The 22,627-nt window shown below is 48.1% G+C and carries 19 protein-coding genes and 1 tRNA gene; 9 read left to right on the forward strand and 11 right to left on the reverse strand.

All coding sequences use genetic code 11. The features are described from left to right. Window positions 1-83: 83 nt before the first annotated feature. A complete protein-coding gene (locus AB3G37_RS03420; RefSeq protein WP_369789713.1) occupies window positions 84-1,628 on the reverse strand; it encodes an MFS transporter in 1,545 nt (514 codons plus the stop codon). Window positions 1,629-1,748: 120 nt separating this feature from the next. Between AB3G37_RS03420 and AB3G37_RS03425 the strand changes: the two genes are divergently transcribed. Continuing rightward, a complete protein-coding gene (locus tag AB3G37_RS03425) occupies window positions 1,749-2,636 on the forward strand; it encodes a LysR family transcriptional regulator (protein ID WP_369789714.1) in 888 nt (295 codons plus the stop codon). Window positions 2,637-2,695: 59 nt separating this feature from the next. On the opposite strand, the gene ppk2 is transcribed toward AB3G37_RS03425, so the two are convergent. Beyond that, window positions 2,696-3,619, reverse strand: a complete 924-nt coding sequence (gene ppk2, locus AB3G37_RS03430; protein ID WP_369789715.1) for a polyphosphate kinase 2 — start codon at window positions 3,617-3,619, stop codon at window positions 2,696-2,698. Window positions 3,620-3,825: 206 nt separating this feature from the next. Between ppk2 and AB3G37_RS03435 the strand changes: the two genes are divergently transcribed. Beyond that, window positions 3,826-4,845 carry a transporter gene (locus AB3G37_RS03435; RefSeq protein WP_369789716.1) on the forward strand — a complete coding sequence of 340 codons (1,020 nt, stop codon included), beginning with the start codon at window positions 3,826-3,828 and terminating at the stop codon, window positions 4,843-4,845. 45 nt (window positions 4,846-4,890) lie between these two features. Here AB3G37_RS03435 and AB3G37_RS03440 read toward each other — a convergent pair whose 3' ends face one another. Beyond that, window positions 4,891-5,796 (reverse strand): LysR family transcriptional regulator, encoded by a 906-nt coding sequence (locus AB3G37_RS03440; RefSeq protein ID WP_009639161.1) that lies wholly within the window; start codon window positions 5,794-5,796, stop codon window positions 4,891-4,893. A gap of 302 nt (window positions 5,797-6,098) precedes the next feature. Here AB3G37_RS03440 and AB3G37_RS03445 point away from each other — a divergent pair, with 302 nt between their 5' ends. Further along, window positions 6,099-7,394, forward strand: a complete 1,296-nt coding sequence (locus AB3G37_RS03445) for an NCS2 family permease (RefSeq protein WP_009639162.1) — start codon at window positions 6,099-6,101, stop codon at window positions 7,392-7,394. Between the two features lie 285 nt (window positions 7,395-7,679). Beyond that, window positions 7,680-8,141, forward strand: a complete 462-nt coding sequence (locus tag AB3G37_RS03450) for an Rrf2 family transcriptional regulator (protein ID WP_009639163.1) — start codon at window positions 7,680-7,682, stop codon at window positions 8,139-8,141. Between the two features lie 73 nt (window positions 8,142-8,214). On the opposite strand, the gene AB3G37_RS03455 is transcribed toward AB3G37_RS03450, so the two are convergent. Further along, entirely contained in the window at window positions 8,215-11,373 is a 3,159-nt protein-coding gene (locus AB3G37_RS03455) for an efflux RND transporter permease subunit (protein WP_009639164.1), read from the reverse strand. 14 nt (window positions 11,374-11,387) lie between these two features. After that, window positions 11,388-12,515, reverse strand: a complete 1,128-nt coding sequence (locus tag AB3G37_RS03460; protein WP_369790881.1) for an efflux RND transporter periplasmic adaptor subunit — start codon at window positions 12,513-12,515, stop codon at window positions 11,388-11,390. Between the two features lie 435 nt (window positions 12,516-12,950). Here AB3G37_RS03460 and AB3G37_RS03465 point away from each other — a divergent pair, with 435 nt between their 5' ends. Next, window positions 12,951-13,304 (forward strand): helix-turn-helix domain-containing protein, encoded by a 354-nt coding sequence (locus AB3G37_RS03465; RefSeq protein WP_009639166.1) that lies wholly within the window; start codon window positions 12,951-12,953, stop codon window positions 13,302-13,304. A gap of 96 nt (window positions 13,305-13,400) precedes the next feature. Here AB3G37_RS03465 and AB3G37_RS03470 read toward each other — a convergent pair whose 3' ends face one another. From AB3G37_RS03470 to AB3G37_RS03480, 3 genes are all read right to left on the reverse strand, one after another. Continuing rightward, window positions 13,401-14,138 carry a DUF3053 family protein gene (locus AB3G37_RS03470; protein WP_369789717.1) on the reverse strand — a complete coding sequence of 246 codons (738 nt, stop codon included), beginning with the start codon at window positions 14,136-14,138 and terminating at the stop codon, window positions 13,401-13,403. Between the two features lie 117 nt (window positions 14,139-14,255). Further along, the gene (locus AB3G37_RS03475; protein ID WP_369789718.1) at window positions 14,256-14,873 is read right to left on the reverse strand and encodes a phosphatase PAP2 family protein; all 618 of its coding nucleotides are present in this window, start codon (window positions 14,871-14,873) and stop codon (window positions 14,256-14,258) included. Between the two features lie 191 nt (window positions 14,874-15,064). Further along, window positions 15,065-16,144, reverse strand: coding sequence for a tartrate dehydrogenase (locus tag AB3G37_RS03480; protein ID WP_369789719.1), 1,080 nt, complete (start codon window positions 16,142-16,144; stop codon window positions 15,065-15,067). A gap of 106 nt (window positions 16,145-16,250) precedes the next feature. Between AB3G37_RS03480 and AB3G37_RS03485 the strand changes: the two genes are divergently transcribed. Both AB3G37_RS03485 and AB3G37_RS03490 read left to right on the forward strand, forming a co-directional pair. Continuing rightward, the gene (locus AB3G37_RS03485; RefSeq protein WP_369790882.1) at window positions 16,251-17,162 is read left to right on the forward strand and encodes a LysR family transcriptional regulator; all 912 of its coding nucleotides are present in this window, start codon (window positions 16,251-16,253) and stop codon (window positions 17,160-17,162) included. Window positions 17,163-17,321: 159 nt separating this feature from the next. Continuing rightward, window positions 17,322-17,397: transfer RNA gene (locus AB3G37_RS03490), tRNA-Phe, on the forward strand. Window positions 17,398-17,441: 44 nt separating this feature from the next. On the opposite strand, the gene AB3G37_RS03495 is transcribed toward AB3G37_RS03490, so the two are convergent. Next, complete coding sequence (locus tag AB3G37_RS03495; protein ID WP_369789720.1) at window positions 17,442-17,762, reverse strand: cupin domain-containing protein; 321 nt, start codon at window positions 17,760-17,762, stop codon at window positions 17,442-17,444. Window positions 17,763-17,765: 3 nt separating this feature from the next. Beyond that, on the reverse strand, window positions 17,766-18,947 hold the full coding sequence (locus AB3G37_RS03500; RefSeq protein WP_369789721.1) for an oligogalacturonate lyase family protein: 1,182 nt from the start codon (window positions 18,945-18,947) through the stop codon (window positions 17,766-17,768). 517 nt (window positions 18,948-19,464) lie between these two features. On the opposite strand from AB3G37_RS03500, the gene AB3G37_RS03505 reads away from it, so the two are divergent. Continuing rightward, window positions 19,465-21,030: an MFS transporter gene (locus AB3G37_RS03505; RefSeq protein ID WP_369789722.1), complete on the forward strand. Its 1,566-nt coding sequence runs from the start codon at window positions 19,465-19,467 to the stop codon at window positions 21,028-21,030. 7 nt (window positions 21,031-21,037) lie between these two features. Here AB3G37_RS03505 and AB3G37_RS03510 read toward each other — a convergent pair whose 3' ends face one another. Then, a complete protein-coding gene (locus AB3G37_RS03510) occupies window positions 21,038-21,778 on the reverse strand; it encodes an SDR family oxidoreductase (RefSeq protein ID WP_369789723.1) in 741 nt (246 codons plus the stop codon). Between the two features lie 199 nt (window positions 21,779-21,977). Between AB3G37_RS03510 and AB3G37_RS03515 the strand changes: the two genes are divergently transcribed. Further along, window positions 21,978-22,616, forward strand: a complete 639-nt coding sequence (locus AB3G37_RS03515; protein WP_369789724.1) for a LysE family translocator — start codon at window positions 21,978-21,980, stop codon at window positions 22,614-22,616. Window positions 22,617-22,627 lie beyond the last annotated feature (11 nt).

The raw sequence follows: 22,627 nt of genomic DNA on the forward strand, positions 1-22,627 counted from the left end.
CTTTATTGAGTAGATTCAAATCATTATCAAGCAGATCTCGTGTTGCGAATGGGATTGGAGCATGCGAATTTTTTAAACTGTTTTCACTGATCCGGTTCGCAAAGCGTTTCACTAACCTCGGTTGGGACTGTTTTCAGGCACAGTGCCGCAAAAACAATCGCTGCCGATATTAGCGTTATTGCCGCCAGCCACAGTAGCAGGTGTTGAAACGCGCTGGCATAAATGGCGGTGAGCTGCAAAGCATTGGTGGAAGGTAATTCCAGCAGCGCCTGATGCAGATCGCCAGTTGCCAGGCGCTGCACGGCCAGGCTTGCCGTGTGGCTGTCTTTTGCAAGAGAAAGTTGCTGGATCCCCTGGCCGACAAACCCCGCCAGCATTGCACCTACGATAGCTAAAGCGATGCCTTCACCCGCCACGCGGGTGGTGCTGAAGATACCGGTTGCCATACCAGCGCGTTCTTTTGGCACCACACTAATCGACAGTCCGTCCATCAGGCCCCACGGCAAACCAATACCGATGCCGATGAGCGCCATAGGCGCCAGCGCGGCGAACATGTCCTGACTGGCAATCGCCTGACTGAGCCAGCCCAGTCCAATCGCTGAAATCACCAGACCTAAGGTGCAAACCAGCCCTGCAGAAATCCAGTGGGTTAGCAAGGCAGCAAACATTGGAATAATCAGCATCGGCAGCGATAGTGCCATCATCATCAGTCCGGCCTGTTCCTCGTTCATACCCGTTATGCCGATAAACTGCATCGGCAACAGCACCAGCAGCACCACAAAAGCAAAGGCCGTGGACAGTGGCAATGCCTGCACGCCAATAAAACGGGCATAACGAAATAGCGAGAGATCCAGCATCGGATGCCGCACTTTGCGTTCAACTGCTACAAATAAAATCAGCAGTACTACAGTTGCGCCGAGCAGGCCCAGCACCTCGACACTGGTCGTTCCTTTGGAAGGAATTTCCATCAGCCCCCAAGTCAGCAACGCTAACATAGCGGTGAAAAGCACCGTGCCGGGCCAATCGATTCCCGCGGCGTTAGGGTTTTTCGACTCATTAAGGCGCGTGACGGCCACTGAAAGTGAAAGCAGGGCGATGACCATGGAGGATAAAAACACCGCGCGCCAGCCGAAATGGGCAATCAGCAGCCCGGCGAGAAACGGTCCAAACGCCAGTCCAACGCCGAAACTGGTGCCAAGCATACTGAAGGCGCGCATTTGTGCTCGCCCCTCAAATTCTTGTGCCAGCGAAGCCGAACCTCCGGCCAGCGCGGCAGCAGCGGCAACACCTTGTGCAGCTCGCATCAGGTCAATCCATATCAGGCTTGAGCTAAAGCCGATCAGTCCAGAAAATAGCGCAAACAGTGAGACGCCGATGATAAAGACCTTTTTGCGGCCAATTTCATCGGCCAGCGCTCCAGCGGCCATCAGGAAACAGCCAAAGCTCAGCATAAAGGCGTTGGTTATCCAGCTTAGGGCCTGAGCGCTGCCGCCCAGTTCGCGGCTGATAACCGGGGTAGCAATGGAACCGCTAACGAAGCTCAATGGCAGAATAATCGCCGCCAGGCAGATGGCGACCAGCACCGGAGTTTTATTCGCCTGCGCGGCGGTAACAGTGGGATTACTCATGAGAATTTTCCAGAGAGGATGAGGCCCATGATGATAAAATGTCTTTAATTTGACTGAAATGGGTTATCTGTCCGATGATTAAGGACAAAATCGCTCTAATCGGACGTTGAGAACAGCTAAATGGATAATATCAACGGTATGCTGGCGTTTGTGCGCGCCGCCGAGTGTCAAAGTTTTACAGCAGCGGGTGAACGACTGGGTATCTCCGCCTCGGCTGTCGGCAAGAGCGTGGCGCGACTTGAGTCTAGACTTAACGTCAGGCTGTTTAATCGCAGCACGCGGCGCATAAGCCTTACTGACGAAGGTCAGCTGTTTTTTGAACGCTGCCAGACAATTGTTTCGCAAATAGAGGAGGCAGAACATGAACTCTCACGCCTGTCATCTCAACCACGCGGTAAGCTGCGAGTCAGCCTACCGGCGATAGGGTATCGGATACTGCTGCCTTATTTGTCGGAATTTATGCAGCGTTACCCAGAAATCGAGCTGGAATTAGATTTCAGCGACCGTATGGTGGATATCATCGCCGAGGGGATTGACGTGGCAATGCGCAGCGGCGAGCTAACCGATTCGGAAATGATGTCGAGAAATCTGGGACCGTTTCGCTTTGTGATTGTCGGCAGCGCGGATTACTTTTCACGCCACCCGCAGCCTATCGTGCCCGAAGATTTGCAGCAGCATCATTGCCTGCGTTATCGCTTTCCAAAAAATGGACATGTTCAAAGCTGGGATTTCAATAACCAATTTCAGGGAACTATCCCCACCGCACTGTCGTTTAACAATCTTGAAGGTTTGTTGCAGGCTTCGCTGCGCGGCATTGGCCTGACTTATGCGCCGCAGTTTATTGTGAAAGAGTATCTGGCTTCGGGGGAATTAATTTCAGTGCTGGAGGACTACTTGGATGATGCAGGAAAGTTTTCAATAGTCTGGCCAAGCAGCCGCCATTTATTGCCAAAAATTCGCGTTTTTATCGACTTTTTGAGCGAAAAAAAGCTGATCACCGAGAATTAGCCCGACCGCGCATCCAGCGTCGAGTCGGCCTATTTTGTCGCGCTGCGTTAAAACATGGGTCAGTCGTAAAGATCGGGAACGATCATGGTTTCTGGCAGCATTGTTCTTTGATAATCATCGCTATAGGTACGTTTCGGCAGTTGAATAGTTGGCACCTCTGTTTCTTCATACGGCACCTGTTCCAGCAAATGATTAATGCAATTAAGGCGGGCTTTCTTCTTGTCTACACCTTGCACTATCCACCAGGGCGCTTCTGGAATGTGCGTACGTTTGAGCATCACTTCCTTGGCGGCAGTATAATTCTCCCAACGTCGACGGCTCTCAAGATCCATCGGGCTGAGTTTCCACTGTTTTAACGGGTCGTGAATACGGCTCAGGAAGCGCAGTTCTTGCTCTTCATCGGTAATCGAGAACCAGTATTTCACTATCTGGATACCGCTGCGGGTGAGCATTTTTTCAAATTCGGGTACGCTGCGAAAGAACTCCTCATATTCCTGGTCGCTGCAAAATCCCATCACCTTTTCAACACCTGCGCGGTTGTACCAACTGCGGTCAAAAAGGACTATTTCACCAGCGGCGGGCAGATGGGCGATATAACGTTGAAAATACCACTGCGTGCGTTCGCGATCGTTAGGGGCGGGCAGCGCAGCAACGCGACAGGTGCGAGGGTTTAGCCGCTGAGTAATTCGTTTAATCACGCCGCCTTTTCCTGCGGCATCACGGCCTTCAAAAATAATGACGATGCGATGACCGGTGCGCATCACCCAATCTTGCATTTTTACCAGCTCGCCCTGCAAACGCAGCAGCTCGCGGAAATACTGTTTGCGCCAGGTTTTTTGTTCGTCTGAATCCGGCTCGCCGTCGCCAAGGCGGCGGTCGTCCAGTTCCATTTCCAGCTCTTCATCGTAGCTGTCATAAAATTCTTGTAATAAGCGTTGGTTAAAGGTGAATTCACCTGCTGTACCGTTTTCGTGCATAGCCATAACGCTTTCCCTCAAATGTCTTGCTGTATGCCAATTAATTCCACTAGGATTATTGGTAATAAACATGACACTTTTATGAAGTAAAAATGACATTTAAGTTTCTGATTTATTATGGGATTTATATTATCTAATCGCGCTGAAATAGGTTGATTTTTATCTGCCAGTTGGCGTAATTAAGCAATGTTCCCGAAGATTACCCATAAAATATGCTGGAAGATAAAACGCACAAAGTAGACTTTAGCGACGAAGTCACAGGACTGATTTATGGTTTTGTCTTTCAGGAACATCTGCCCCCAAGGCGAGTCACTTCCGGGCAGATCCTTGATGAATATCAGCAGCAGAAAAATGCTCCCGGTTTTTTATGGCTGCATATCAATCTTAATCACGCTGCATCTGAAAAATGGCTGCGCAAGCAGTTTGCGATTGAAGATTTTTTCTTCGAGGAAATACGCCAAGGCTCGCACAGCACGCGGATAGAAAGCCAGAATGATGTGCTGTTCGCGGTGCTCAATGATGCCAACTTCCATCAGGACGGTTCCGGCGAAGAGACCGCTACGCTGTGGCTTTACTGTTGCACCGGACTGGTAATCACCGCGCGCCACAAGCCGGTAAGATTGATCGAACGGCTATTTCGACGGCTGGATCAGTTTACGCCAAGCTCGCCAACGGCATTGTTGGTGCATTTGCTTGAAGAGCAGGAAGACGTGCTGGAGCAAATTGTTCGCCAGGCTAATCTTTATGTCGATCAAATCGAAGAAAGGTTACTCAGCGGGTTGGTTAAGAAAAATCGTACCCGTCTGGGTCGTATGCGCAGGCAACTTTTGCGCTTTCAACGTCTGCTGGCACCGGAACCGGCTGCGCTGTTTCGCCTGATGAATCGACCGCCACGCTGGCTTGGCACTGAAGTCGTCAGAGACTTACGCCAGTTTGCCGAAGAATTCACCGTGGTACTTAACGACCTGGTTGGACTAACCGAGCGTATTCGCCTGTTGCAGGAGGAAATCTCCTCAAGTCAGATGGAGCAGAACAACCGCTCACTGTACGTCTTGACCGTAATCACTGTGCTGGCGCTGCCGATCAACATTGTGGCCGGTTTCTTCGGCATGAACGTCGGTGGTATTCCACTGGCTGCCAATCCGCACGGATTTGTGTTGCTGGTGCTGGTGGTGGCGATTTTTACTGCCATTGCGGGCTGGTTTGCCTTGCGAAAACGCGACGACGATTAACCCGCCATAAGCCAAGGGGCGATTCTTTACGCCCTTTTTTTAGGTCTACAGCACCAGCTGTTCCATCATCACGATCACTTTTTGAATCACGATTTGTGCCGCTCGCGAAAGCTGACGGCGAGGTGCAACGCACAGGGCAAGGGTCAGCGGTTTCACGCTATGCCCCTGCAACGGCACAAACGCCAGGCGTTTTTCCTGCAAATCGGGGATCACATCCAGCAGGCTCAGCACGCCAACGCCTGCTCCCATTCGGATTAGTTCGCGCATCATGCGCACATCATTGCAGACAATCGACGGCGTTTCGTGCAGTTGATAGCGATTGTAAAGCAACTTGGCGCGGGCGTTGACCATCAGCGGTTCCGACGGAATAATCTGCCGGTATTCAGTGATTTCACTGAAAGAGAGGACCTTTTTTTCGGCCAGAGGATGGCCGATCGGCAAAGCGATACCAATGGGCAGTTCAGCAAAGGCACGCACCTCCAGGCCGGTATGTTCAATCGGGTCGAGCAGCAGGCCAAAATCCACCTCGGCCGAACTGACGTGTTCACTGATATTGCGCCCTTCCTCGATGCGAATATTAAAGGTCAGGTAGGGAAATTCTTTGCCAACGTCAGCAATCAGCTGAGCGACCATACCTTCGCTCAATGCCGCAATCATCGAGATACTGACGTGTCCGCGGCGCAGGCCCTGCATTTCGTCAAAGCGCTCTCGGGTTCGGGCGAATTCTTTACGCCAGCGCTTGATGTCATCGAACAGTACTTCCCCAGCTGAGGTCAGCTTAAGACCGGTAGGCAGTCGCTCAAATAATGGTGTTTCCATGGTCTGCTCAGCCTGCAAAATTTGCCGGTTGATTGCCGATGCGGAAACGTGCAAAGTTTCTGCGGCTTTGCGTAAACTTCCCGTTCGGGCAACTTCTACAAAATATTGTGAAAAGCGAGAAAATGGTGACATAAGAGGTGTACTAATTTTTGCAGTGAATTAGTGAGATATCTATTATGGACTGCATCACCTATTTTTCCTAGATTGTACGGTGGTTCTTTGTAAAACAGTCACATCAGACGTTTTTTATACAAATAGGCTATAAATGTAGCAGCAGTGATGACAGGGTTCGTCAAAACACGCCATAACTCCGTGTGTCTTTAAATAGAGTCGGACGAATCTTTGATATTTTGACTCTTGGCTCGCGGACGTGTTTTGAAAGACAAAACTTATAACAAGCGTGTAATTCATACAACGCGACCGAGAGACATCTAATGTTAGAGAAAATTTTTAAACTCAAAGCTCATCGCACTAACGTGCGTACCGAGATATTGGCAGGCTTGACCACTTTCCTGGCAATGGCTTATATCCTGTTTGTAAACCCATCTATATTAGGCGCGACCGGTATGGACAAAGGATCCGTATTTGTTGCTACTTGTCTGGCTGCCGCAATCGGTTCCGCATTAATGGGATTCATTGCCAATTACCCTATCGCGCTGGCGCCAGGTATGGGGCTGAACGCCTTTTTCACCTATACCGTTGTGCTGCACATGGGCTACAACTGGCATATCGCGCTGGGTTCCGTGTTCCTCTCGGCCTGTATTTTCTTCGCGTTATCAATTTTCAAAATCCGTGAATGGATTATTCGCAGTATTCCTCTACCGCTGCGCTCGGCGATCGCCGCTGGTATTGGCCTGTTCCTGGCGCTAATCGCGCTTGAAACCTCGGGTATCGTGATTGGTAATCCGGCCACGCTGGTGGGTATTGGCGATCTGACCAAGCCTGGACCGCTGTTTGCGATCCTCGGTTTTATCATCATCGTGGTGCTGGAAGCCCGTAAAGTGACCGGTGCCGTGCTGATTGGTATTCTTGCGGTGACAATTTTGTCTATCGCGCTGGGTTATTCACCGTTTGGTGGCGTAATGTCGATGCCGCCTTCTATCGCCCCAACCTTCCTGCAGCTGGATATTAAGGGTGCCTTTAACATTGGCCTGATAAGCGTAGTATTCGCCTTCCTGTTCGTCGACGTATTCGACAACTCGGGTACCCTGATTGGCGTCACCAAACGCGCAGGCCTGACTGACGCAGACGGCAATATTCCAAAAATGGGGCGCGCTCTGATTGCCGACAGCGCTGCAGCACTGTTTGGCTCATTGCTGGGGACCTCGACCACGACCAGCTATATTGAATCCGCAGCTGGCGTCGAGGCGGGCGGTCGTACTGGCCTGACCGCAATCGTTGTCGGTATCCTGTTCCTGCTGAGTTTGTTCTTTGCTCCACTGGCAGGCAGCGTTCCTGCATTTGCAACCGCACCGGCCCTGTTGTTCATTGCGGTACTGATGACCTCAGGTCTGGCTGAAATCGACTGGAAAGATATCACTGTTGCAGCGCCGGTTACCGTCACTGCACTGACTATGCCGCTGACTTACTCAATTGCCAACGGTATCGCTTTCGGCTTTATCACCTGGACACTGGTAAAACTGTTGAGTGGCCGCGGTCGTGAACTGAATGCGGCGCTAATTATTCTGTCGATTCTGTTTGTGATCAAATTGGGTTGGTTGAGCGCGTAATCGCGAGCCAATCCCGTAAAAATCCCTCTTTCAACAATGAATGAGGGGCAGGGTGGAAGGTGCTGATGCCTCCACCCTAAATAAAATTCCCCAATTATTCAGCCCATGCATCCCAATCCTTGTTTTATCGCAATTTAACTGCACTAACTGTGCTGCGAACCGCCTTTCTGTGCCCCTAAACTTCAAAAATACGCCAGCTTTTGTTATATTATTGAGCACTTCGTCAGTGAGGTTTTTATCTGCCGAAAGTGTTTATTTTTAATCCCGCTTTCCCAGGATAACGACATGTTAGATTTTCGCTTTCCGACAGCAATGCAGATGGTTTTTAGTGTGGCACTGGCTGAAAAGTCAGGACAGCGCTGTACCAGTGCGACTCTGGCAGCGAGCCTGGAAGCCAATCCCAGCTTTATTCGTAAACTGATGGTGCCGCTTACCCATCACGGCATTATTGTTTCGACGCTGGGCCGAACCGGTTCCATTCGCCTTGGGCGGCTGGCCGACGCGATTACCCTGCGCGATATTTATACCGCGGTCATTGAAGATAAACGCCTGTGGGCCGCTCGACCGGAAGGGTCGGCAAAGTGCCTGGTAAGTGCCAATGCCTGTGGTTATTTCAAATCGGTAGTTTATGAGGCCGAAGAGGCTTCGATGGCGGTTCTCGCTCGCTATACCGTCGCAGACGCGCTGGCAGAGTTTGAGCAAAATGGCAGCTATAACTGCACCGGTGCCGAGTTGTCCGTTAAATAATTAACAACATCTGAATAAAAAAGGGGACTTGCCTGATAGCGAGTCCCCTTTGTTGTTTCTGGCAGATGCGGATTTAGCTAGCGGTTACCTGCTCGGCGGCTGGCGCGGCTTTGCGGGTGACCAGTTTTCTTAACGCAACATAGAATACCGGCGTCAGGAACAGGCCAAAAAGAGTAACGCCGAGCATGCCCGCAAAAACGGTTATTCCGGTTACCCCCCGGACTTCGGCACCGGCTCCGTGGCCAAGGATCAGCGGCACGGTCCCGGCAATAAACGCAATCGATGTCATGACGATGGGGCGCAGACGCAGGCGACAGGCTTCCAGCGCGGCTTCGACAATCCCTTTGCCTTGCAGCTCCAACTCGCGAGCGAATTCTACGATTAGAATGGCATTTTTACAGGCCAGCCCCATCAACACTACCAATCCGACCTGCACAAACACATTGTTGTCGCCGCCAGTCAGCCAGACGCCGAACAAGGCTGAAAGCATGGTCATCGGCACGATGAGAATCACCGCCAGCGGCAGCGTCCAGCTTTCATACAGCGCCGCCAGCACCAGAAACGCCAACAATACCGACATTGGGAACACGATAAGCGCCGCATTACCCTGAGTCGATTGCTGATAGCTTAGGTCGGTCCATTCGATATTCATCCCGTTAGGCAGAAGATTTTTTGCCATGGCGGCCACTTCGGTCATTGCCTGTGAAGAAGACAGCTTGCGCGGATCGGCATCACCAATCAGGTCCGCCGCCGGATAACCGTTATAGCGAATTACCGGGTCCGGGCCATAGGTGGTGGTGATGTCTACCATACTGCCAATAGGCACCATCTCGCCCTGATCATTGCGGGTACGCAGGTTGCCGATGTCCTCCACGCTTTCGCGGAAAGGCCCGTCAGCCTGGGCAATCACCTGCCAGGTGCGGCCAAAGCGGTTGAAATCGTTAATGTAAGACGAGCCCAGATAGGTTTGCAGCGTGCTGAAAAGGTTATCCAGCGACACACCCTGTGCCTTGGCCTTATCACGATCGACCTTCGCCTCTAACTGCGGAACGTTGGCCTGATAAGATGAAATCGGGAAGCCCATTCCCGGCGTCTGCATGATCGAGCCAGACAGAGTATTGACCGCCGTTTGCAGCGCGCCGTAACCTAACCCTGCACGATCCTGAATATACAGCGAATAACCGGCACCTTGACCTAGCCCAAGGATCGGTGGTGGCATAATCGAGAAGGCAAACCCCTCCTGAATCTGCGAAAGCTTGGCATTGATCTCGGCATTGATCTGCGCCGCAGAGCGGGTGCGTTCACTCAGTGGTTTCAGCGCGAAGAACACCGTACCGGTATTGGGCGTATTGGTGAACTGTAAGGCGTTCAGGCCGGGGAAAGCTACCGCGTCGATCACGCCGTCGGTTTGTAGTCCCAGGGCGCTTATCTTACGAATAACGGCATCGGTACGTGACAGTGAAGAACCTTCTGGCATTTTTACTCCGGCAATCAGATAAAGTTTATCCTGAGTCGGAATAAATCCACTTGGCACGGCTTTGAACATTAATGCGGCACCCCCCAACAGTAGAATGTAGACCACAAACACGGCTCCACGGCGGCCTAAAGTTTTAGAAACTGCTTTCTGATAACCGTGCGAACTGGCGTTGAAAAAGCGGTTAAACGGTCGGAATAGCCAGCCGAACAGGCGGTCGATCAATCTCGTTGGCAGATCTTTAGGCGAGCCGTGAGATTTCAGTAAAAGCGCGGCCAGAGCGGGGGAGAGGGTTAACGAGTTAATCGCCGAGATAACCGTAGAAATGGCGATAGTGACCGCAAACTGCTTGTAGAACTGACCCGTTACCCCGGAAAGAAAGGCCATCGGCACAAATACCGCACACAACACCAGCGCAATCGCCACGATGGGGCCAGAGACTTCGCGCATTGCCTGATGGGCTGCATCGCGCGGAGCCAGCCCCTCCTCGATATTACGCTCGACGTTTTCCACCACTACAATGGCGTCATCGACTACAATCCCGATCGCCAGCACTAGCCCAAACAGGCTAAGGGTGTTCAGTGAAAAGCCGAGCAAATACAAGATGCTAAAAGTACCTATCACCGAAATAGGCACAGCCAGCAGTGGGATTATCGAGGCACGCCAGGTTTGCAGGAACAGAATAACTACCAGCACCACCAACACCACTGCTTCGAGCAAGGTATGCACCACGGCGCTTATCGAATCACGCACAAATACGGTGGGATCGTAAGGTGCACGCCAGGTTAGCCCGTCAGGGAAGCGAGTTGCCAGTTCGGCCATCTTGGCGCGTACTGCGTTGGACAAATCAATAGCGTTAGCGCCAGGAGCCTGGAAAATACCAATACCGACGGCGTCCTTGTTATTTAACTGCGAACGCAGGGCATAACTGCCTGAGCCCATTTCAATACGCGCGACATCACGCAGGCGGACAATCGAACCATCTTCGCTGGTCTTAAGAATAATATTACCGAATTCGGTTTCATCCTTTAGACGACCCTGGGCATTAATTGACAGCAGATAATCGCTGTTTTTTGGCAACGGTTCGGCACCCAATTGACCCGCCGAGACCTGAACGTTTTGCTCGCGTATCGCGGTGACGACATCAGCGGCAGTCAGCCCGCGAGCAGCGACCTTGTTGGGGTCGAGCCAAATGCGCATCGCGTATTCACCAGCACCAAAAATTTGCACCTGACCGACGCCCGGCAGGCGCGCCAGCTCGTCTTTCACCTTCAGGGTGGCGTAGTTACGCAGATACAGTGAATCATACTTGCCTGATGGCGAATAAAGATGCACCACCAAAGTCATGGTGGGGGACTGTTTCTGAGTGGTCACGCCTTGACGTTGCACGTCTTCCGGCAGTCGAGCCGCGGCCTGTGAAACGCGGTTTTGCACCTGAACCTGTGCCTGATCGGGATCGGTACCCGGGCGGAAGGTCACGGTGGTGACCAGCACGCCGTCGGACCCGGCAACCGATTTCATATACATCATATTTTCAACGCCGTTGATTGCTTCTTCCAACGGCGTTGCCACCGTTTCGGCAATCTCTTTCGGGTTGGCACCGGGATATTGGGCACGAACTTGAACGCTGGGCGGTACCACATCGGGGTATTCACTTACCGGCAGCAGCGGAATAGCGATAGCCCCAGTGACCAGAATCAGGATCGACAGTACAGCCGCAAAGATTGGCCGGTCGATAAAAAAGCGGGAAAAGTCCATGAGTGTCGATCCTGTTACTGGGCTTGATCAGCGGCAGCGGGTGTTAGATTTTTAGCCATATCTACGCTCTTGGCGTTGACTGACATCCCCGGCATAAAGACTTTTTGTACGCCATCGACGACCACGCGATCTCCTGCCTGCAAGCCGTGCTGCACAATGCGCAATCCATCTGACAAGCCACCTATCTGGATATCTCTGCGCTGCGCTTTTCCGCTCTGATCCACCACGTAAACAAACTTGCGGTCTTGATCGGTGAGTACGGCTTTATCGTCAATTAACAAGGCGTTATATTCGGCACTGCCCGGCATTTGCACGCGGGCAAACAGGCCTGGCGTGAAGCTGCGATCGTGGTTGTCGAGCACGGCACGCATGCGAATGGTACCGGTGCTGGAGGTTAACTGGTTGTCGGTGAAGTCAAGCACGCCCTGATGCGGATAACCGTTTTCACCGACTAGACCGACGTGTACCGGAAGAGGCTCATTGCTCTGCCTGGCCGCCCGCGCAATCGCCTGATAACGCAGGAAAGTGCCCTCATCAACGTCGAAATAGACGTAAACTTTGTCGAGTGAAACCAGAGTCGTCAGCACGCTGGCACTGTCACCCGCGGTAACCAGATTGCCTGCGGTTATCATTGCGCGACTGGCTTTGCCATCAATCGGCGCAATTACGCGGGTAAAGTCGAGGTTAAGCTGCGCCATATCCAACTGGGCCTGAGCCGCTAAAACGTCTGACTGAGCCTGAGCAGCAGCGGAGCGGCGCTGTTCCCATAGCTCGCGGGAAATCGCCTCCGAACTCACCAGTTTTTCTGTACGTGCTGACTCACTGCGCGTCAGAGTAGCCTGGTTTTTGGCTCGCACCAGTTGGGCCTGCGCCTGTTCCTGAGCAGCGCGATAGGTACGGTCATCGATGGTAAATAGCACTTGGCCTTTCCTGACTTCATCGCCTTCCTGATAATTGACTTTATCGATGTAACCCGAAACGCGTGGCCGCAATTGAACGATTTGTACTGCTTCGATACGGCCGGTAAATTCGTCCCACTGTTTGATAGGTTTAATTAAAACGTTGGCCATGCTGACTGCCGGAGCGGGAGGCGCTGCGTTTTGCGCCACGCTGTTATCACACCCTGAAAGTAAAGCGATCATCAACGCTAGCCCAGAAAGTGGCGCGATAATGTGCGCCGCATGGCGACGACCAGTGGGCCGCAGATAAGAATTTTGCAGGCTAATCATTATTTTTATTTCCAGTGAATACTGCGGCAGGCAACTCCATCGGTCCTGTCCACCGGGGAACGTCCTTCACCTGCGCCGTTTTTTTGGGATTTGCATCTGTCATAGGTGCAATAAAGTATCAATAACTGATACATTAACTCGAGGGGATTGTAGGGAGCGCGCTATTAAACTGCAAGAATTATTGTTGCACTTTATGTGCTATAGCGAAAAGCCATTTTGTGAGGAGCTGTAACTATCTGCGTGAAGCGATTAAAATGCAATAGTAAAACTTGCATTTTATCGAAAACTGCGTCAGCCTTAACGAATGCTCTCCTTGAGAGGGAGCAAAACCATAGTGGGAGAGCGGAAATGAAAACTGAAGATTTTATTCACGATCTTATTGACTGGATTGATCACAATCTGGAAGAACGACTGGATATTAAAACCGTAGCCAAACGTGCGGGGTATTCTCGTTGGCACTTGCAAAGAATGTTCAAAGAACACACCGGATTACCGATGGGTGAATACATTCGTCAGCAGAAAATGAAAAAATCGGCAGATATGCTGGCAAGCAGCGCTGAGACTATCGTCAGTGTAGCCATTTCTCTGGGCTTCGACTCTCAGCAGTCATTCACCCGCAGTTTCAAACGTCAGTTTGGGCAAACGCCGGGTGATTGGCGTCGTGCCGAGAATAATCAAGCGGTTGCGCACGCGTGCCATTAAAGCAAGGCTGACTAAGAATCGGTTTAGCTTTTTGATAGGCCAATAACCGGTTAGTTGTCGCGCCCAAACGAATTACCTATTTTCAGCGCAAGAATATTAGTTGACCATCTGCTGCATCTGTCGGCTTAGAACCATCAACTGAGCATTAAGCGGTACCAATTGTTTCTGGATAGCCGCGTATTTATCAAGTTGAGCCTGTGACGAAAATTGCAGTGTGCTGCCTGAAATAGTGACATTTTTACCCTGACTTTTAATAAAATCGGCCTTGATAAAAATTTGGTTTAATACTTCCGGAAGCAGCGTATATATTTTCTCCGCGACTGCTGCTGGCTGCGAAACCACTTTGTTAAAGGCCTGGTCATAAACTTTTTTCACCGCTACAGGCTGCTTCAATGTATCGCGCTGCGCATCAGCCTGCTGACGTATTGTCTTTAATTCATCAAGCCATTGCTGACTGGTTTGCGCCATTTTTTGTAAATCGTTGCGCTGTTCCAGTAAGGCATTTACTGAAGTCACTGCATTCATATTGGTAAATACTGGAACTAAAGATGAATTAAGCTCTGTGTCGAGCTTGCGATGGAAGTCAGTAATAATCTTATAGTCTTTTGCATAATGCCCAAATTTAATTTGCTGATCTGAAGTTAATTCAGGGACTTTTATCGTTTGGCTGGAGAGAAGGCTAGTTTGTAGAAAGTCAGTAAACGCCTGCTGCTGGGCCTGCTCTTTATCGCCACATCCACTGACAATCAATAAAATAAGCGGCAGTAGCAGATAACGGATGAAGCGGGGAAAAATCCCGGCATTTCCATAATTTATGAATATTGCTTCAGTCATATCAGCTAGGTTCCTTCACTTAATGGCTTCTGGCTTGGGGCATTAAATGGACTTGAAAAAAAAGTTGCTCAATATTAAAACTTCGACACCGTATAATAAATAACAATGTCGAGTTTTTTAACCTAATTGGCTGAGTAGTTTTTCACGAGTCCAGGCAGGATGGCCAGTAATATGTTCAGCAAACTGCTCAATCATATTTTGTGTCGTTGCCTGTTTGCCCCTGCTCACCAATAGAATCGGCACAATTAGCATTATTGCCAGTTGAGAAAAAGTGAAAGCTTTAACTATTTGATGACGCTGAGTAATAAGAAATATGCTGCTAGCACTCAACCCTATAATTAATCCAGTAATTACTTCGCTTGGGGAATGTGCACCTAATATTACTCTACTGTAGCCAATGAGTACGGGTAACAAAAATCCTACGGCTATCGTTACCTGACGTAACCTTTTATGTAATCCACCACTTAAAAGCCATAATAAAACTGGCCAAATAGTGGCTGACATCGTGGTATGGCCGCTGAAACCGGTAAAGTTATAACGTGTGCTGCCAATTCCCCAGCCTAAAAAAAGCAGTTTCGAAATGCAGACTAAGAATCCACTTATCCCAAAGGTAAATAACCATACCAGTGGCGTGAAACGACCGGTGACCTTCCAGGCCATAAAAAAGGCAATAATAATTCCGGTAGGCAGTAAAAGCATACTGTCCCCGAAATAAGTCAGGCTATTCCAGTACAATAGGATTTCCCTCAGTTTAATCTTATTTTTAGTTTAAATTAGCGAGTAACTTGTGGGAATTGTATCAGCAGGGAGACGCCGAGCGATAGTGAAATCACCACCGCTCGGGCTAGGATAAATCATATTTTAAGCGAATTTCTCAACAACTTTAACTTCACTTGCACCCTAAGCCGTTAGAGTAGCTGTAAAGTTTACAGCATGTCGGCGATGGCCTGCCCCAAGGCACGTGTGTCGCCTTTTCCCCCAAGATCGCCTGTAAGAGGGGCGTTATCAGGTCCAAGACTCAGCACTTTCTCTATAGCCTGCAACACTTCTGCGCCTGCCTGTTCATAGCCCAAGTGTTCCAGCATCATTGCACCGCACCATATTTGCCCAATTGGATTGGCGATACCTTTACCGGCAATATCAGGGGCAGATCCGTGCACCGGCTCAAACAGACTAGGGAATTTACCTTCTGGATTAATATTAGCTGATGGCGCAATGCCAATAGTGCCGGTGCAAGCAGGGCCGAGGTCTGAAAGAATATCGCCGAATAAGTTACTGGCAACTACCACATCAAACCAATCTGGATGCAGAACAAAATTCGCGGTAAGAATATCTATATGATACTTATCGACGTTCACTTCAGGATAACCTTTACCCATCTCAACAACCCGCTTATCCCAATAAGGCATAGTAATAGCGATGCCATTGGATTTTGTGGCTGAGGTTAGGTGCTTTTTGGGTCTTTTTTGCGCCAATTCAAAAGCGTATTTAAGTATGCGGTCAACGCCAGTGCGGGTCATTACCGTTTCCTGAATTACAATTTCCCGAGCGGTATCAGGGAACATAATCCCGCCAACGCTTGAGTATTCGCCTTCGGTATTTTCCCGAACGACGTAAAAATCAATGTCTCCAGGCTTTCTTCCAGCTAAAGGTGCTTTGACTCCAGGCATCAGGCGTACGGGCCGTAAATTAACATACTGATCGAATTCTCGTCTGAACTGCAGTAATGATCCCCACAGCGAAACGTGATCGGGAACGACATCAGGCCAGCCTACGGCACCAAAATAGATTGCATCAAATTCTTTTAGAGTGACATACCAATCATCTGGCAGCATTTTTCCATGCTCGAGATAATAATCTGCACTGGCAAAATCAAACCATTGCCACTCAATATTAATACCGTGTCTGGCAGCGATTTTTTTCATCACTCTGATGCCTTCTGGCATCACTTCCTTACCAATACCATCACCAGGAATAACGGCTATTCTATGTGTTCTATCAGACATTTTGAGGGCCTCTTATCATTATTGGATTCTTTTGAGTGTAATTACTTCTCAGGCGGGCAACAATTTGCTAAATATTTAAGGCATTCTTAACTAAAAGTGAATAATGATGTCTTCTATCGACGATCTAAGATTTTTCACTCTTATTACCCGCTTCGGTAGCCTAACGGCAGTAGCGCGCGAGATGGGGTTGACCCTTCCAGCGGTCAGCAAGCGATTAACTCAGCTTGAACAGCGTTTGGGCGTGCAGTTGGTGTTAAGGACAACACGTCGGCTAGATTTGACTGTAGAAGGGGAGCGTTACGCCGAGGGTGCTCGGCCGATCATTAACCAGCTGGCCGAACTTGAGAATGCAGTATCAAATAGTCAGGCTCTACTCACCGGCAGGCTTAGCATTAATGCCTCGTTTGGTTTTGGCCGTCGCTTCATTGCTCCTTTAATTTCTTCATTTCATCGGCTGCATCCTAATCTGGATATTGATATACAGCTCACCAGCCAACCGCTGAATTTTCTGGATAATAGTGTCGATATTGATCTCCGCGTGGGTGAGCCTCCTGATTCACGATTGGTTGCCATTAAGCTAATGAGTAACTCACGAGTCGTTTGTGCTTCCCCAGAGTATTTGGATAAAAATGGCATCCCCGAGAGCGTGACCGATCTGGCCCATCACAACTGTATTGTTTTAAGGCAATATGAGAGTGATTATTCACTGTGGCGTTTCACCAGAGAGGGCAAAGAGTATGTGCAAAAGGTCAGTGGAGACTTGTCCAGCAATGATGGCGAAACAGTAGTTAACTATGCTCGTGACGGGCACGGTATTATTTTGCGCTCATGGTGGGATATCCAAAAAAACTTGCAGCAGGGCGAGCTGGTGCCATTATTGACAGATTATCTGGCCCCCGCGGCGGATATTTATGCCGTTTACACCTATCGTAAACATCTGCCGGCGCGGATTAGCGTATTTATCAATTATCTTAAGCAGCAGCTTGGGCAGGAAGTGGGTAAAACACTTCGGCTGTAAAACTTTCTCGACGGTAATAGCGGTTGGGGGATTTTTGACTGTAAAATAGGCTTTTCGGCAAGTGTTTGCTTTAAAAAACATCACTCAAACGCCGCAGAAGGGTAATCTGCTAAAAAGCCGTTGACGACCAGGTGCCAATACGGTTTAATGCGCCCCGTTGCCCGGATAGCTCAGTCGGTAGAGCAGGGGATTGAAAATCCCCGTGTCCTTGGTTCGATTCCGAGTCCGGGCACCATATTTAGAAGAACCCGCCTATGGCGGGTTTTTTGCCTTTTGCCCCTACAAAAAATCCTCTCTCTGTGGCGTAAAGGTATCTAACAAAACCCCTTTCTCAAGGCATATGCAACCGTGCATGATAAAAGGCTTTTTATATAGCGTATCACCCGCTTTCACTTCATGGGTTTCATCACCGATCGTAAATTTAAAGCGCCCGGAAAGTACGTAGGTCAGCTGTTCATGAACGTGATTATGCATCGGGCCAACTGCGCCTTGCTCAAAAGAGACCTCAACCGCCATCATTGATCCACTGTGGGCCAGCACTCGACGGCCTACACCCTTGCCTAAATCTTGCTGAAGAATATCTTGTTTAAAAATGAACACGGATTAGTCCTTAAGTAACGTGCTGAATAAAGCATCTGGAATTTCTGCCAGATACAGCGCCGGAAGCCCTTCGTAATCACTGGTAAATAAAACCTGGCGGTCGTCGGGTGAGAATGATGGATGCGGATGCGTTACCTGACGATCTCCATTAAGAACTCGCCATGAACTTTTATGAGCCGCAAGAGGGGCATAGCTGCGGGATTTCGTATCGAAAATGTATAACCAAGGATCGTTTTCGATTGTATGGTTGGCAGTATCTTTTACATCGACTGGCGTGCCTGAACCATCGCCGACCAGCAGTGTGCCTTTTGCATTACTCATCAAATGTGAGCATGCAGGCATAGCCATCAGGCTAATGTCTTGACCTGTTTGAGGATCAAAGCGGCGAATGTAACGATCGTGTTGGCCTTTGAGATATGAAACATAGATCAACGCAGAACCATCTGGCACCCAAAATTCGTGAGTACAACTTTCACCTTCAGCATGTTCCTTAACCTTTCGAACGTTGCTACCATTTTCATTCACAAGCCACATGCGTGCATCGACAAGATCGTGTGGACCCTCGTGGCAGAAGGCGACCGTGGTGTCATCAAACGGTCGATAAAGGGGATGTCCAAGCCATTCATTTTTTTCATGAATGACATAAGATTTACCATTCATCAAATCTACACGCACCAGTCGGCAGTGCGGATTGCTATGGTAAAACTCCTGGAATATTTTCCAGTCAGAGAGCGGTTTCCAATCTTCGCGACGGATCTCGATTCCCACCAGGCTGGTACATTCGCTATTTGCAACCCATGTACCATAACCGACCCAATCTTCCGGTACCTGATAAACAGTTTCCTCACTGAAATCTAATAATGATACACGGCGCAATTCGCGTTCATTTTTGACGTAAAAAAGATAGCGATCGTCGGGGGAAAGGAAGCCGCCAAAGGTGTTATCCCCCGATCCTGTAGTAAGCTGCACTGCTTTTTGTGTCTCTAGATCAAGAAGATAATAGTTACGATTGCCATCGAACTCACCCGCAAAAATCAATTTTTCGCCATTACGGGTAAAGCATTTTTGGTAAAAATAATTGCGATGGCACAACACATCCGGTGGTGTTAAACGCCAGATGCGCGCGCCGGTGTCAGCATCCTGAACAGTGCAGAATTTGAATTGTATCTGAGAACCTTTCGCCATCACTCACCTCATGGGCTGCTAAGCTTGAGCCGATAAAATTAAAATGAAACAATGTTTCATAAAAAAATTAACTTATCATTTGTGAAATGGGGATGTGTTAAGTTCTATTGAAAATGCAAAGCTGATCACAAAAAACACCCTAACTTTGACCGTGCGAGAGGTAAAATAGTTAAGCATAAACGCACGTATTTAAATAATTATCGAAAAGGCATCTCTAAAAGGCCCTTGTTAACGGCATAAATTTGGGTGACTTATTTATATGTAATTTATTGATATATAATTATTTAATATGAATTTTTGGTGTTTGCAGGCTAAAAGCCGATAGGAGATTTTCTGATAATTGCATTTTTAATAGTTAAGAATGATACATGTATCTCAAAACTCTGCGACAAATGATCCCCCTCTGCCTTAAGTTTGAACTCACTCACGTTTTTTGCCACGGCATGTATATATAAACCTTAAATCAAACAAAAATGAAACGACGGTTCATTTTTATAAACTTTGCGATAGGCATATAATGAACGCTGAAAAAAATGTTTTATTGAGGCACAAACTGGCTTATGGCGGTGGAAATCTGCTAGGGAGCGGGGCGCTGGCAATTGCAGGTATTTGGCTGTTGTACTTCTATACTACTTTCTGCGGCCTTTCGTTACTGCAGGCTTCAGCTATTTTTTCAATTGCCAGTATTATCGATGCGATAAGCAATCCAATAATGGGGTATCTATCTGATAACTTTGGTAAAACCCGTCTCGGAAAACGATTTGGCCGCCGTCGATTCTTTATTTTACTGGGCATTCCATTAATGATGTTTTATCCCTTATTGTGGATAAACGGTTTTGGATTCTGGTATTACCTTTCCACCTATGTGATTTTTGAGCTTATTTACACCTCGGTGATGGTTCCATATGAAACTCTTGCCACTGAAATGACCTCAGATTTTTCGGCTCGCTCTAAATTAACGGGTTATAAAGCTATTTTTGGGAAAGTGGCAAACTTTCTCGCAGCATTAATTCCAGGCCAGTATATTTTGATTTATGGAAAAAACTCGGCAGAACCATTCTTTTTAACTGCCCTAACCTATGGAGTAATTCTGTGTATTGCAATCAGTATGCTGTACTTTTTTTCTTGGGAGCGACCTCAGGTTGAAACTGCTCCGAAAGATGAAACGAAGATGACGTTGGTGAAAAATATGACCACCCTGATGAGGGATATGAAATCAATCTTTCATTTGCGAGTTTTCCGCAAACATTTGGGAATGTACCTGTGTGGTTTCGGTGCCGAATGGTTATTTGCTTCACTCTTTACCTACTTCATCATTTTTGTATTGCAATACGATCCTGCAATGGTGGCTGGCTTAAACAGTTTAAATTCAATCTTGCAGCTGTTCTCAACAGCAATTTTTATTAGTATTTGTGTGAAAAAAGGTTTTAGCAGGCCATATATTATGGCTCTTGGAATTGTAATATTTTCAGTAGCTTGCTATAGCCTGCTGCATTTTTTACACCTATCACAGCAATACGTAACTGCAGCTATGCTAGCTATTACCGTAATATTCGGTATTGGCACTGGCGGTGTTTATTACATTCCCTGGACGGTTTATACCTTTCTTGCAGACATTGATGAAGCCTTTACTGGCAGGCGTCGAGAGGGGATTTATGCCGGGGCAATGACCTTTTCTGGTAAATTAATGCGCTCGGTGATTGTTTTCTCTATGGGGTTAATTTTAAGTCTCTATGGTTTCCAATCTAAATCATCCAGCCAGCCAGAAAGCGCTGTCACTGCTATTGCCATTCTTTTTTCTGTGGGGGTAATTGCTTTAGCTTTGGTAGGGATGATCTTTAGTTATCAGATGAAATTGAATCGAAAATCACATTTAGTGGTGCTTGCGGAAGTGGCAAGAATAAAAGCGGGCGGAATGATTAATCACATTCGCCCGGATGTTCGTGCAGTAATGGAGGAGTTGATTGGCTATCCATACGAGGAATGCTGGGGAAATAGTAAAGTATGCCTCGGAATTTATGATGCGCCGATTGTTAGCATTATGGAACCTGAGGCGATTCGCAAAACGCCACAGCATCCTTAATCGTAATTCAGTAACGTACGAGCCCGCCATCGACAGCATACTGGCTACCGGTAACGTATGAAGAGTCGTCGGAAAGTAAGAAAAGGGCCACAGCGGCAGCTTCTTCTGGCGTACCGGCTCTCTTTAAAGGTATCTGGCTAACCACAAAATCTTCAAACTGTTGACGAGATTCTTCTGGCATAAAGTGGCGAAAATTGGTTTCGATTGGACCTGGTATCAGCACGTTGACTCTAATATTTCTTTCGGCCAGGGCTGAAGCCCAACTTCGAGCCATGGCGACGAGTGCACCTTTGGTTGCTGCATAAAGGCTGGTCATTGCTGCACCTTCATAAGTAGATGATGATGAAGTCACAACAATCGACGCTCCGTTATTAAGCTGTTGAGAGAGACGAGCCAACTGCAGCATCGGGCCTCGCACATTGGCGTTCATTATTTTATCAAAAGCCTCTGCGGTCACTGATTCTGCAGAGCCGACTTCAGCATATCCTGCATTTAACCAGAGGCCGTCAATTTTCCCAAAAGGCTCTAATGCCACAGCCAGATTTTCTATATCTGCTTCCAAAGCTGCATCATTCTTCAATACTAGTGATTGCTCTGAAAGATCTTTAGATGCAGCAAGCAGTCTGTTTAAATTAAGTCCGGTAACGGCAACTCGACCGCCTTCCGAAATAATTCGTTTTGCCCCAGCAAAGCCGATGCCACTTGTTCCACCTGTAATGACTATATTTTTGCCGCTAAATCTTGTCATAAAGTTTCCCTTTACCCTGTACATCAAGTTAATCACTGATAGAAATTATTTAGGAAATCTATTACACCCTAGCGAGAGATGAGTGCATTTTTGCGTCCAAAATGTTTTAAAATTTGATTTTAGAATCATAGATTAAAAGTAAGTTGAAAAATTTTTTGAGAAAAATACTTTAATTCTAGGGCACTTATTAGGGACTGCGATGCTGGATATCACTCATTTTGGGCTATTTTTAATTTCTATTTTCTTTTTATGTATTACTCCTGGCCCAGATCTGGCCTATGTTGTAGGACAAAGTGTAGCCAATGGAAAGCGTTCAGGCATTATTTCTGCTATTGGTGTTGCACTAGGTAGTTGCACCCATGTTGTTGCCAGCGCGGTTGGTTTAACCGCAATGATTATGGCATCACCAATAATGTTTCAAGTAATCAAATACCTTGGTGCGGCTTACTTGATTTATCTGGGAAGCAAAATGCTGCTGGGAACTTTTTTAGGTAAAAAGTCATCAGGAGCAGAAATGATCGAGACAAAAATCAGTACTTCTGGTTTACTCTCACGTGGCTTCATCACGACGTTAACTAATCCTAAAGTACTGTTATTTTTCATTTCTTTTTTTCCACAATTCGTCTCGGCAGACGGTTATAACCATGCCTTGTCTTTCTTGATGCTGGGCTTAATCTATGCATTGATAGCCTTTATTACCGATGTAACCTTTGCCATTTTAGCTGGGGGAGCAGCAGGGGCTGTATCAAAAAGCATCAGGCTTCAGAAAATATTAGACAGGGTTGTCGGCACTACTTTTATAGGATTAGGTATAAGGTTAGCTTTGATTCGCCGTTAACTTTCAAAGAG

It is taken from the genome of Rouxiella sp. WC2420 (assembly GCF_041200025.1).
In the GTDB taxonomy this organism is placed as follows: domain Bacteria; phylum Pseudomonadota; class Gammaproteobacteria; order Enterobacterales; family Enterobacteriaceae; genus Rouxiella.